This is a genomic window from Hydrogenobaculum sp. Y04AAS1 (assembly GCF_000020785.1).
Lineage (GTDB): Bacteria > Aquificota > Aquificia > Aquificales > Aquificaceae > Hydrogenobaculum.
This window is the reverse complement of sequence record NC_011126.1, coordinates 63,646-76,174: the sequence shown is the minus strand read 5'-3', so window position 1 is coordinate 76,174 and position 12,529 is coordinate 63,646. Positions and strand designations below refer to the sequence as shown.

Below are 12,529 nucleotides of genomic sequence, written 5' to 3'. Positions count from 1 at the left end.
TCAGTTTATATAGCTTTTGACAAGCTCTAAAGCCTCATCTTCAAAAAACGGTCTTCCATCGTATTTATTTATATTTACATCAGCTCTTATGCCGTACATGTGAAGAAGTCTTTCAAACTGCTTTGTGGCAGAGCATTCTACCGCTATAAGCTTCTTGTTAGAAATCTCTTTTTTGATATTATCCTCTGGGAATGGTTCTAAGTATATAACATGCACAAATTTTATATTTAGGGCATTTGCCACTTCTTTTAACACATGCTTGTTAGAGCCCCAAGAGATAAGGCATACATCCGAATCTTTGTTGCCAAAAACCTCGTAAGTTTGTTTGGTGCTTAGTATATCTGATTTTAGCTTTTGATATTTTCTTAGTCTTTTATCTTGCATAAGCTTTGTGATGTGGGCATCTTCTATGGTAATACCAGCTTCGTTGTGCTCATAGGAGTTTGCCTTCACCACAGCGTCCTTTGTACCAGGGAATAAAAGAGGCGATATACCATCCTCTACATTTTGATAACGTTTGTAAAGCTTTGGATCTCCTTCATACATTTTGGGCGGTCTTATATCTTTTATTCTGCTACATATATCGTTACAAGAGGATATATAATAGTTTTCTGCAGCGTTTTTATCGCTTAATACTATGACAGGCACTTGATATTCCCAAGCTAAGTTTAGAGCTTCTTTGGTAAGAGAGTAAGAATCCTCTGCATCTGACACTCCCATCACAACCTTACCAAAATCCCCATGTCCTGCAAAAATAGCAAAAAGTAAATCTGATTGAGCGCTGTAAGTGGGGAGGCCAGTGCTTGGGCCAGGTCTTTGAGCTTCATATATTACTACAGGAGTCTCTGTCATACCTGCAAGGCTTAAAGCCTCCACCATAAGGGCAAAACCACCCCCAGATGTACCTACCATAGACCTTTTACCTGCGTAAGCGGCTCCTATGGCCATGTTTATAACGGCTATCTCATTTTCTGGATGTATTACTTTTATACCAAGCTCATCTTTTTTAGCTGCTAACGTATGTAAAACTGAAGAAGAAGGCGTCATTGGGTAAGCAAAGTATATACCTAGCCCACCATCCACTGCACCGTTTGCCACCGCATCGTTTCCAGATACAAGCTCACCTTTTTTCTCACCGCTTGGTTTTACATCAAACTTTACCACACTAGCTTCATAGGCATCTTTGTAGATGGCTTCGTTTTTGTCTGGTTCTTTTAATTTTCTTACGAAAGGCAAGCCTACTTCGTAATCTATGTTTAAAAGCTTCAAAACACCGCCAAAAACCGATGTACTTTTAAAAAAGCTTGGTGCAACTTCTTTAAAAGGCATCACGATAATCTCTTTTGCCTTAGGTATCATATCTTTGTCGGTAACTTCGTTTATTATCCAAAGGGTATCGTCTTTTGCATCTTCAAGGTGCTCTTTAACAGAGCGCTTGTCTGTGGCTATTATGATGTCTGCTTTTTTATGAACGCTGTTTATAGGAAAATCTGCTATTCTTATGCTTACAAAGTTATGTCCTCCCCTTATAAGAGATGGGTAATCCACATACATAAACACATAATACCCAAGCTCTGTCAAAGCAGAACATATAAGTCTACCAGCTTCTTTTATACCAGCACCCGCTTTTCCTCCAACTATCATAGTCAAATCCATATTTACACCTCCACTTATATAATTGTATCATACAAACTACAACTTACATCTTATCATAAAAATACCAGCAAACACCGCAAGCTCTTCTCTTAATATGTTATCCCCCAAAGAATGAGTATTAAATCCCAAAGCTTTTAAAAACTCCACCTCCTCCTTGGAGAGTCCTCCTTCTGGACCAAAAACAAGGGTATACTTGTTGTCTTTTAATAAATCGTTTTTGGGCTTTTCAAAACTATCAAAAACAATACCGTATCCTTGTAATGTTATATCCTGTAAAGAAATAGGATGGTTTAATTTTGGCAAGAAAGAGGGTCTACTTTGCTTTATAGCTTCTTTTAAAATTTTTTGAAGCCTTTGATACTTTTCCAAAAGCTTAGAGCTATCTTGAAAACTTCTTTTGCAAAAAACAGGGGTTATCTCAAAAACACCGCCTTGTACTGCATAATCTATTATTGTTTCTAACGTTTGAAGCTTTATCGGTATACATACGTTTGCATATATTTTTACATCTGGGGGTTTTGTTTTTTCTTCTAAAAGCTCAAAATTTTGCCCTGTGAATTTAGCTTCGTATATTTTGTCTTCTATAACAAGCTCTAAAAGTTCGTTTTTTTCTATTCTAAGTACTTTAAAATGCTTTTTATCTTCCTCAAAAAACTCTATCGTACCATTTTTTCTAAAAGCAAAAAACCTATGCATTTTTCACAAAATAAGCACCGTCTTTTGATATATAGCCTTCTATTTCAAGCATGGTAAGCTCCATTGTAAGTTTTTCCTCGTCATAGTTTGTTTTTACTAAAAGCTCATCAAAAGTGCATGGTTTATCAAGAAAAGAAAGTATAGGATTTTGTTGGTTTTCTGGCTTTTCAAAAGATAAATCTAGGTCTTTAAAAAGATGGGATTTATTTGTAAAAAGCTTAGCTACATTTTCTCTTACTAAGTTTACACAACCCTCAAACTCTTCCACCGGGTTTCCCACATATGCAAAAACTTTTTTGTTTAATTTAAAAGCCCAATACGCACTTATAAGAGCACCGCTTTTAGAAGAGGCTTGCATAACCAAAATATAATCTCCCAAAGCGGCTATTATTCTGTTTCTCATTGGAAACGTATATTTTGAAGGTGCCTCAAAAGGTAAAAATTCCGTCAACAAAAGACCGTCTTTATCTAGAATCTTTCCAAAAAGACTTTGTTTTGCATACAAAAATCCAAAACCAAGAACGGCTATAGTGGGGACAGACTCTTCTAAAGCACTTTGATGAGCTTTTGAGTCTATACCATCGGCTCCTCCAGATACCACAGTTTGTCTTAGTTCTGATACAACAGATTTTGTCATATTTAAAGCACTCAAAACGGCTTTCCTTGAGCCTACTATGCTGACAGATTTTTGACAAAGCAAAGGTTTATCACCTTTTAAAAATATTACCGGAGGAGGATCAAGAAGATTTAACATATTTGCAGGATACAATTTATTTTCATAGGTTATGGCTTCGATATTTAACTGTTTTAATTTAATAATAGCGTTATTTACATAGTTTTTATCAAAAGCTTTAGCAACAATATTTATAGCTTTGGAGCCGAAGAATGGCTCCAAAGATGTTTTGTCGGCTTTTAATATTGCTTCGGCACTACCAAAATGTCTAAAAGCCCTATATAGTAACTTGTTGCCTATTCCTTTTATGGATTTTAGCAACAACCAGCTTTCGACATTATCCAAAGCACATCTTTTCCCTTTGAATCTTCTATGATACCTCTATCAAAGACTTTTTTATCTACGTGAGTAGGGGATAAAGAGTTTATTATATAGTCCATGGCTCTATAAGCCTTTGATGGGTCTCCACAGGTAAATACATCCACAGTAGCCGTTTTATGCTCTGGCCACGTATGAATGGATATATGAGATTCGGCTAACAGGATAACTCCCGTAGCTCCGTGAGGGTTAAACTGGTAAAAATGAGAGGAGATTTTTGTAAGCTCTCCTGCTTTTACTGAATTTTCAAGAAGGTGTCTGATATCTTCTTCCCTGTCAATGAGATCAGGGTTAACTCCATAAAGGTCAGCTATAATATGGAGTCCGAGGGTTTTTGCCATTTCAATACCTCCCTTGGTATCAACACAACAAAAGATGTGGAGCAACTAACTTGCTCAAAATTACCAGCGCCACCCACACGCTTTCGGAATTTGCTATCCTGCTCACTCATAAAATACCTCCAGAAAAAAAAGATAGATTAATCATTATAGCATATTTTTACCTTTGTCAAGGATTTTATATTTTAAAAGCAAAAACTTATGTATAATAGTTATAATGAAGATTTTAAGAAAAATAAATTGTTTGAATATATTTTCCGTTTTATGGATTTTTATAGTGTTTGGAATGGCCCATGGAAAGGGAAAAACCAAATACTTAAACAACATGGTAGTACTAAACTTCCAAAACCAAAGCATAGATGATATAGCAAAGTTTATGTCAAAGCTTACTGGTAAAACTATAGTGATAGGGATAAAGGGAAATCTTCCTAAAATAACGGTTAGCTCCAAAAAACCTGTAAGCGTAGAAGACGCTTGGCATCTTTTTTTAACGAGCTTAGCTTTAGATGGGTACACTGTTGTAAAATATAAAAACTTTTACAAGATACTTCCTCTAAAAGAAGCATCTTCTTTTAGCACAAGTGTTACAAAAAAAGCCTTTCCAAGCCCCTCTATAGAAACCTACATTTACTTTGCCCATACAAACTCCCAAATACTTCTAAATGCCGTAAGACCTTTTTTAAGCCAATATGGTAACGCCACCGTTTATATGCCCTCAAACGCCCTTATCATATCTGATATAGGAGTGTCTGTTGATAAAATCCAAAAACTTTTAAAGAGTATAGATATACCAAATTTAGCTTTTAGTCTAAAAATGTATCAAACAAAAGATACAAACGCCGTTGTAAAAGCCCTAAGCCCCTTGGCAAACCCTGTAAGTCAAAAGTTTGGTATACCTATGGTGGTATCTTCTGTTCAGAAAAAACACTCCAAAAGCGGTTTTGTGCTTGTATATGCACCGAAGCTTATGCAAGCCTCTATAAAAGAGATTATACATAAAATAAACGAAAGCGCCTCTCATTTTAGAAGACATTATTATGTTATCCCACTTCAAAACGCCTCTGTAGGAGAAATGGCAAAGACGTTGGCAAGCCTTTTTGGAAGCGCAAGCGCCATTTCCTCTACCACAAAAAGACCTACACCAAACCTAAACACTATGCAAAACCAACCTCAAACAATTCAAAGCAACGTACCTCCAAATCAAAACATAAACGTAATATCTTCCAACAAACCAATAGGCTCTATATATCTTTCTGATGGCACGAGGATAGGTTTTGACAGAGCCACAAACAGCGTTATTTTATACGCCACAAAATCTCAATACGAAAATCTAAAAAATCTCATAAAAAAACTAGACGAAAAACGCATTCAAGTGCTGATAGCGGCTTCTGTAGTGGAGGCAAACCTCACCAAACAACTTACCACCGGTGTAAATTGGCAAGCTTTGGGCAAAAATGGCGGTATAGGATTTAACCCGGCATCTCTTCAAACCATATACCAAGGGCTTTTATCTGGAAACTTCGTAGTAGGTGTTACAAGCTCAAGCAGTATAAGTGCAAACGTAGGTGGTAATACAATCATATTTCCTGATTTAGCGGTATTTTTAAGTTTGTTAGAGCAAGGAAATGGTTTTAAAATCATATCAAACCCAAAGGTGCTAACCCTTGACAACGAAGAGGCTATTATAAAAGAAGCTCAAGTTTATCCTTATGTAACAGGTACCCAATACAACATAAACGGCTTCCCAATACTCACTTACGACTACAAAGATATAGGCCTAGAGCTTGATGTTATACCTACTGTTTCAAAAGACAACATAAGGCTTGGCATAAACTTAAATCTTCAAGATATCACGGGCTTTACAAATACAAACGTAGCGGGTCAAACGGTGCCTATACCTATTACCACAGATAGAGTTTTAAATTCGGAAGTAGTCGTTAAAAGCGGTCAAACGGTGATATTAGGAGGACTCGTGAGCAACAACACTATAAAAAACATAAGCGGTATACCAATTCTTCAAGATATCCCAGTTTTAGGAAATCTCTTCAAATATCAAAACAGAGAAAATAAAAAAAGCACTCTTTTTATATTTATAACACCTTACATCATAAAAAGCCCAGATCAACTTGCCAAAATTACGAAAGCAAATGAAGTAATAGCGCACAGAATATACGAAAGTGTGAAAAAAGCAAAAGAATAATATATATCATATAAAGTTTAACACTTTAATGGTATCTTAAAATACCGATATGTATGCTATGAACGTAAAAAGGCTTCTTGGTTTGGGGCTTTTATCAATAATACTTAGCTCTTGCAGTGCAGAGATTACAAACGCATCTTTATATGGAAACAACTACGCTTACAAAAAGCCAAACTACGTAAGCTATGAAAGACCCCAAATAAGCCATCGTCCCATATATCAAAACAACCCTCAATTTCTAAATCTTGTATATACACAAGATGTTAAAAAGTATATAAACTACTTTTTATACCAAGATAGAGGTTTTATAGAAAGGGGCATAGAAAAAGCCATTTACTACTCTCCTATAATATTACCAATACTTAAAAAGTACAACCTTCCATCGGATTTTATATACCTTCCCATCATAGAAAGTGGATATAATCAATATTCTGTGTCAAGCACCGGAGCAGCCGGTATATGGCAGTTAATGCCTCAAACAGCAAGAGATTACGGTCTTATAGTAAACAATCAAATAGACGAGAGGTTTGATATTATAAAAGCTACCCAAGCTGCAGCCCATTATCTTAGCGATTTATACAATCAGTTTGGAGATTGGAACAAGGTTTTAGCTGCTTACAACTGCGGTCCTTATTGTGTATCGTCGGTGTTTAAACAAGACCCAAGGGGAAGTTTTTGGGCTTTTCAAAGTTCGTTTCCGCCAGAAACTCAGCAATATGTACCAAGATTTTTAGCGCTTTTAGATATCATAAAAAATGCAAAATATTTTGGTATAAAAGTAAAGAAGCAATACTTTAACTATACGCTTCATATATATAGACCAAATTCCCCGCAAGAGCTTAGAAATATAGCTCTAGCCTACAACGTAAACTATTATCTCTTGAAAAGGTTGAACCCTCAAATAAAACAAGGTTTAGTCCCGGCTGGTGGCTACGTTTATATACCGTCCTTTGGAAAACCAATTTACAGAGAAGCTTCCACAGATGACTCTATAAAAAGATTAATAGCAGGTGAATGATACCATAGATGTTTTCATATTAGCGGGAGGCCAAAGCAAAAGGTTTAAAGGGGATAAAACGCTTTTTATTTTTGACAATAAGCCAATGATAGAACATGTGTTTGAAACATTGTACAGCTTTTCAAAAAATATATATATAGTTTCTAAAAACCCAGAAAAATACTTATTTATAAAAAATGCAAAATCAATAAAAGACATATTAGATATTCAAAACCCGCTAAGTGGTCTTTATACAGCGTGTTTTTATACAGAAAAACCGTTTTTGTTAGTGGGAGCAGATATGCCTTTTATAAAAAAGGATCTTGTAGAGTATATGATAAGAAATCATAAAAAAGAAGCAACGATATTTAAGATAAATGGTTTTTTTGAACCACTTCTTGCCGTTTACGATCCTTCAGTAAAAGATAAAATAAAACAATCTATAGAAAACCAAAGAGCATCTTTTCAAAAGCTTATACTTAATCTTGATGTAAACGTATTAACCGAAGAGCAGGCAAGGAGTGTAGATAAAGATTTGATATCTTTTTCAAACATAAACACCAAAGAAGATGTAAAAAGATTTTATAATATTGGTCATTGACTAGTGCTCATAAAACTTTAGATTTTTTTAAAAGCCTAAAAAGGAGGTAAAAGATATGAAGTTAGAACCAAAGAATCACTTAAAACCGTCAAGTTTAAACGGCATATCTAACGAGCAGATAGAACCGCACTTTGAAGCTCACTACAAAGGCTATGTGGCTAAGTTTAATGAAATCCAAGATAAGTTGGCAGATTTAAACTTTTCAGATAGGGCAAAAGCCAATCAAAACTATTCAGAATATAGAGAGCTAAAAGTAGAAGAAACCTTCAACTACATGGGTACAGTCTTGCATGAGCTTTACTTTGGACATCTAACCCCAAAGGGTACTCCATCAGAAGCTCTCAAGAAAAAAGTAGAAGAAGATTTTGGCTCTTGGGATAACTGCGTAACAGAGTTAAAAGCAGCAGGTATAGCCTTTAGAGGATGGGCTATTTTGGGTCTTGATATATTTTCTGGTAAACTTATGATAAACGGTCTTGACGCTCATAACCTTTACAACCTTACAGGGCTTATCCCACTTATAGTGTTGGATACCTATGAACACGCTTACTATGTAGACCAAAAGAACAAACGCCCACCTTACATAGACGCTTTCTTAAATTCTCTAAATTGGGACGTAATAAACGAAAGATTCGAAAAAGCTATAAAAGCTTACGAAACACTAAAAGGTTTTTGTTAATAGGAGGTAAGCTTATGGCTTTACCAACTGTAGAAGAGGTAGAAGAAGCTTTAGATGAAATAAGGCCAGCTTTGAGATTTGACGGCGGTGATATTGAGCTTGTTAGCATAGAAGAAGATGGTACAGTATTAGTAAGGCTTATGGGGGCTTGCTCTGGTTGTGGTATGTCTACTCTTACATTAAAAGCCGGAGTGGAAAGAGCCCTTAAGCAAAAGTTCCCAGATATAAAAGAAGTAAAAGATGTAAACGCAGATTTAGGTTTTAGTTTTGGCTTTTAAAAGCTTAAAATCACTACTTTTACTAGCTTTAGTTACAAGTTCATCTTTTTCATTTGAAATAAAACAAGGCCAGCAGGATGTTATGGCTGGCCTTAAACTTCAAATATTTGCACAAAAAGACGGAGCTGTAACAACCACCGATCATTCTTCTACAAACTTCTCAGTACAAAACGCCCGTATATATTTTATGGGTAAACTAAATAAAATAGTGGAGTTTGGAGCAAACTTTGATTTTTCAGATAACAATTTACTCTCACCAGATGGTACAGCAAGAACTCACACTGGTATGCACCAAAGTATTGTAAAAGATGCTTATATAAATTTTAGATTTTCAAAATCTTTTAATATAATGACAGGCCTTTTTATGGATCCATATTCTCGCATATCTTTAACAGACAGCTATTATACCGTTATCCCTACTATGGAAGGGGTTGGTACAATAAATAGTTTTATAATGAACAAATCCCTAAAAGGACCTATGTTTGTAAACCCATTTACGCCTCTTGATATAGGTTCTGATATACAAAATGCCTACAGAGACATGGGTATAGCAATTTGGGGCTCCAAATTTCACAGTGCTATCAAATACTATGTAGATATAGCAAACGGAAGATACGACTATGAACTTTCAAACGACAACATCACATCTCCAAGTTTAAAATACGGTTTTAGACTTGAGCTATCTCCAACGTTTTTGGGCTTTTCAAATAACGAAGGTTATATGGATGAAGACACATATTTTGGTAATAAGAATATTTTAGCACTTGGTATAGCATATGAGCAAGATAAATTTACAAACCAAAGCGGTTCTACAAATTCAAAATCCTTTGACACAGACCTTTTGATTGAGAAAAAGTTTAATAGTCTCGTCCCAAACCTTCAGATGGGATATTCAAACACAACAGACTTACCATATGGAATGTCAGTTAGTCAATATACGGTAAAAGCACCTATAAAAGCTACTGGATATTATATACAAACGGCTATTTTATATGACAAACACATAGGCATAGGAAAACCCTCTTTGGCCCTTAGATACGAAACCGACGAAAACACCAACAACTACTCTAACAAAGCCAAGATAAACAGGCTTAGCATCTTTGGTACTTATTATATAAACGGTGAATCTGCTAAGATATCCTTAGGAGCAGATTTTATAAACCCAAATTCAAATTTGATATACGATACCGAAAATGGTCAAACTACTTTAAAAAACTACTGGGATTATACGTTAGCTTTTCAGACCATGTTTTAAATGTGACTTGTAGTTTTCTATAGCCCATTTCAAAGATTCTTCGTAGGAGATTGGTTCTTTTCCTATCAATGGCCATGGGTCTTGTCCTTGGCAAACGTTGTTTTTGTACATCATAAGTATTTGGTCTTTGCTAAAAGGAGGTGGTTCTAATATTTTCTCAACCAAAGCACCGCTTACATACATCAGAGGTTTTGGTAGTCTTAACACAAAAGCATGTCTTCCTAAAAGCTTAAAACTATCTTTTAAAAGTTTATCAAAAGAAACAGGCTTTTTACCGCAAAGCTCTATAATCTTATTCTTTAAATTTGGATCGTCTATAGCTTTTACAAATACAAAAGCAACATCTCTAACATCCACCGGTGCAAAATAATAAGACAATATACCGGGATGAGCCATAATATGAAAGTATTTTCCAAAGAAATCAAGATCTTTAAAAAGTCTTTGCTCAGGTCCTATTATCAAAGAAGGTCTTATAATGGTGTAATCTATCCCCAAAGACATGAGAAATTTTTCTGCTAAAAGCTTGGTGTGATGATACATAGATGGGGCTTCTTCTGAGACTCCCAAAGCGCTCATATGTATGATGTGTTTTATACCGTATTCTTTGGCGACGGTATAAAGATTTTTTGGTATAAGGTAATGGATATTTTCAAAGGTTATACCTTTAGAAGGCTCTTCTACCAAAATGCCTATAAGATTTATCAATACATCTGGTTTTTCTTGTTCAAAAGCCTTTTTAAGGCTTTCTTCATCGAAAAAATCCACAACGATATGAGGCTTACTTACTTTTTTGCGCGTCAAAAGTTTGTAAGAATGAGTAGACTTCTCCAAAGCCTCTACAACATATTTGCCAACAAAACCGGTACCCCCTGCCACTAAAACTTTCATAAGAAAAATATATATTTATTTTATCTTTTCAAAATGCGTTAAATCAGTATATCAAACGGCTTTTACCACCTTCCCGGCTTTTAGACACTTTGTACATACCATAACGCGCTTTGTGCTACCATCTGGCATCCTAATCTTTACACTCTGGAGGTTTGGTTTAAATACTCTTGAATTTCTTTCTGCTGAAAATGTAACGCTTTTCCCATAAACAGCCTTTTTATTGCAAACAAAACATGCCGCCATATCATAACTCCTTTACAAATGTTTTAAGCTAATATTATAGCATAAAACTAAAGCTCAAGAAATCTCTTTTAAATATTGATAGCAATAAGGCTTTATAATATTTAACGTAGTTTCATCAATTTTTTTCAAATGTTCTTTTAAAAGCAATGTAAAATATTGAGGTTTATGGGGTTTAATATAAATTGGCATTATAATATTGTCAGATTTACTTGCATTGCAAGATTCACAAGCAGTAACAAGATTATCCCAAGTCCATTTACCACCCTTTGATACAGGTATTATATGGTCTACCGTAATCTCGCTATCATCACACACCTTACCGCAATAACCACAAGTGAAGTTATCTCTTACATAGACGTTGTACCTAGTGGGTATATTCTTATAAAAAGTTTTTGATAAAGCGTTGGTTTTGAGTACAATGGGTACTTTGTAAGTTCTGTAAGTAGATCTTATTACAGCTTCTGGATGGTATTCAAGCACCGTAGCCCTTTGTGTATATTCTAACAAGAAAGATTTTCTATAATCAAGGAGTGTCAAAGGCTTATAAGTCTTATCCAATAAAAGACTATACAGCTTCATAAGCCAAGCACATCAAACATTGAATAAAAGCCCGCAGGTTTTCTATAAACCCATTTGGCAGCCTCCAAAGAGCCCTTTGCGAATATCCTCCTATCTGTGGCTCTATGGGTAAGCTCCAACCTCTCTCCCATACCAAACATATAGACAGTATGTTCACCCACCACATCTCCTCCCCTTATAGCAAAAACACCCACTTCCTTATCCTGTCTTGGTGCTAGCCATTCTCTTCCAAAGGTTTCTTTTACATCCGGAATCTCTTTTTTTACTATTTCCAACAGCCTTAAAGCGGTTCCAGAGGGTGCATCCTTTTTAAAACGATGGTGAATTTCTGATATCTCTATATCATACCCTTTATCCTTTAAAGCTTTTGTAGCTATTTCTAAAAGCTTAAAGAGTACATTGACCCCAAGACTCATATTTGGGGAAAATACTATAGGTATTGATTTAGAGAGTTCTTTTATTTGGTCTAACTGATGCTGATCAAACCCAGTAGTGCCTATTACAATAGGTTTGTTATGTTCTTTGCATATATAAGCATTTTTTATGGCTGTATCCACACTACCTGTAAACTCTATGACGACATCTACATAGTCAACAACATCTTCTAATTTAGATGATACATATTCTAACACAAAAGTTTTACCTTTAATAAGCTCTTCTTTGTCTACGCCTGCTTTTACAACTAAGTCTTGATAGCTTTTAGAAACTTCTATAATACTACTACCCATGCGACCCAAAAAGCCGCATAAGGCAATAGAAACAAAATAAGGAGAATCTTTTGTCATTCTTCTCCTTCGCCCATAATGAGATCTTCAAGCTCATTTACCGCTTCTACAGCTTGATCTGGTGGCACTATTCCAGGATATAGGGCTACGTTAACTCCAGAGGTAAAAAGCATTTTAGCTACGATCTCTTGAAGTTTTTCAAGTTCTTCAGGGCTTATCTCCTCCCTAATGCTTTGCTCCACATCCTTGTTTGTAAGAAACAACCCCACTATGCTGAAGGGCACTGCGTAATAACCTTCTTGATTTTCTTGCATTTTAAATACCTCCAAAAATTTATACCTTT

General features: G+C 35.4%; 15 protein-coding genes. 6 read left to right on the top strand and 9 right to left on the bottom strand.

The features are described from left to right. The 4 genes from HY04AAS1_RS00425 to speD are packed head-to-tail and all read right to left on the bottom strand — an operon-like array spanning nt 1 to nt 3,744. Complete coding sequence (locus HY04AAS1_RS00425; RefSeq protein ID WP_012513131.1) at nt 1-1,656, bottom strand: 2-oxoacid:acceptor oxidoreductase subunit alpha; 1,656 nt, start codon at nt 1,654-1,656, stop codon at nt 1-3. Nucleotides 1,657-1,692: 36 nt separating this feature from the next. Beyond that, on the bottom strand, nt 1,693-2,352 hold the full coding sequence (locus HY04AAS1_RS00420; protein WP_012513130.1) for an RsmE family RNA methyltransferase: 660 nt from the start codon (nt 2,350-2,352) through the stop codon (nt 1,693-1,695). Then, nucleotides 2,345-3,370, bottom strand: a complete 1,026-nt coding sequence (locus tag HY04AAS1_RS00415) for a DNA-processing protein DprA (protein ID WP_041307948.1) — start codon at nt 3,368-3,370, stop codon at nt 2,345-2,347. Before HY04AAS1_RS00415 ends, HY04AAS1_RS00420 begins: the two co-directional genes overlap by 8 nt. Next, on the bottom strand, nt 3,340-3,744 hold the full coding sequence (speD, locus tag HY04AAS1_RS00410; protein WP_012513128.1) for an adenosylmethionine decarboxylase: 405 nt from the start codon (nt 3,742-3,744) through the stop codon (nt 3,340-3,342). The genes HY04AAS1_RS00415 and speD overlap by 31 nt, the downstream gene beginning before the upstream one ends. 214 nt (nt 3,745-3,958) lie before the next feature. Here speD and gspD point away from each other — a divergent pair, with 214 nt between their 5' ends. The 6 genes from gspD to HY04AAS1_RS00380 all read left to right on the top strand — a co-directional run bounded on the left by gspD (nt 3,959) and on the right by HY04AAS1_RS00380 (nt 9,751). Beyond that, on the top strand, nt 3,959-5,941 hold the full coding sequence (gene gspD / locus HY04AAS1_RS00405; protein ID WP_012513127.1) for a type II secretion system secretin GspD: 1,983 nt from the start codon (nt 3,959-3,961) through the stop codon (nt 5,939-5,941). A gap of 49 nt (nt 5,942-5,990) precedes the next feature. Beyond that, a complete protein-coding gene (locus HY04AAS1_RS00400) occupies nt 5,991-6,959 on the top strand; it encodes a lytic transglycosylase domain-containing protein (protein ID WP_012513126.1) in 969 nt (322 codons plus the stop codon). Continuing rightward, nucleotides 6,952-7,539 carry a molybdenum cofactor guanylyltransferase gene (locus HY04AAS1_RS00395; protein WP_012513125.1) on the top strand — a complete coding sequence of 196 codons (588 nt, stop codon included), beginning with the start codon at nt 6,952-6,954 and terminating at the stop codon, nt 7,537-7,539. Before HY04AAS1_RS00400 ends, HY04AAS1_RS00395 begins: the two co-directional genes overlap by 8 nt. 55 nt (nt 7,540-7,594) lie before the next feature. Next, entirely contained in the window at nt 7,595-8,218 is a 624-nt protein-coding gene (locus tag HY04AAS1_RS00390; protein ID WP_012513124.1) for a superoxide dismutase, read from the top strand. 14 nt (nt 8,219-8,232) lie between these two features. Further along, a complete protein-coding gene (locus HY04AAS1_RS00385) occupies nt 8,233-8,496 on the top strand; it encodes a NifU family protein (protein WP_012513123.1) in 264 nt (87 codons plus the stop codon). Between the two features lie 82 nt (nt 8,497-8,578). Next, on the top strand, nt 8,579-9,751 hold the full coding sequence (locus HY04AAS1_RS00380; protein WP_012513122.1) for a porin: 1,173 nt from the start codon (nt 8,579-8,581) through the stop codon (nt 9,749-9,751). Here HY04AAS1_RS00380 and HY04AAS1_RS00375 read toward each other — a convergent pair. Genes HY04AAS1_RS00375 through HY04AAS1_RS00355 form a run of 5 tightly spaced genes read right to left on the bottom strand, consistent with a single transcriptional unit; the run spans nt 9,728 to nt 12,500 of the window. Further along, a complete protein-coding gene (locus HY04AAS1_RS00375; RefSeq protein WP_012513121.1) occupies nt 9,728-10,639 on the bottom strand; it encodes an NAD-dependent epimerase/dehydratase family protein in 912 nt (303 codons plus the stop codon). The two genes, HY04AAS1_RS00380 and HY04AAS1_RS00375, sit on opposite strands and share 24 nt — an antisense overlap. Nucleotides 10,640-10,690: 51 nt before the next feature. Then, the gene (rpmB, locus tag HY04AAS1_RS00370; protein ID WP_012513120.1) at nt 10,691-10,882 is read right to left on the bottom strand and encodes a 50S ribosomal protein L28; all 192 of its coding nucleotides are present in this window, start codon (nt 10,880-10,882) and stop codon (nt 10,691-10,693) included. Between the two features lie 54 nt (nt 10,883-10,936). Next, nucleotides 10,937-11,461 (bottom strand): HNH endonuclease, encoded by a 525-nt coding sequence (locus tag HY04AAS1_RS00365; RefSeq protein ID WP_012513119.1) that lies wholly within the window; start codon nt 11,459-11,461, stop codon nt 10,937-10,939. Next, entirely contained in the window at nt 11,458-12,246 is a 789-nt protein-coding gene (gene dapB / locus HY04AAS1_RS00360) for a 4-hydroxy-tetrahydrodipicolinate reductase (RefSeq protein ID WP_012513118.1), read from the bottom strand. Before dapB ends, HY04AAS1_RS00365 begins: the two co-directional genes overlap by 4 nt. Beyond that, nucleotides 12,243-12,500 carry a hypothetical protein gene (locus HY04AAS1_RS00355; RefSeq protein WP_012513117.1) on the bottom strand — a complete coding sequence of 86 codons (258 nt, stop codon included), beginning with the start codon at nt 12,498-12,500 and terminating at the stop codon, nt 12,243-12,245. The genes dapB and HY04AAS1_RS00355 overlap by 4 nt, the downstream gene beginning before the upstream one ends. Nucleotides 12,501-12,529: the final 29 nt, after the last annotated feature.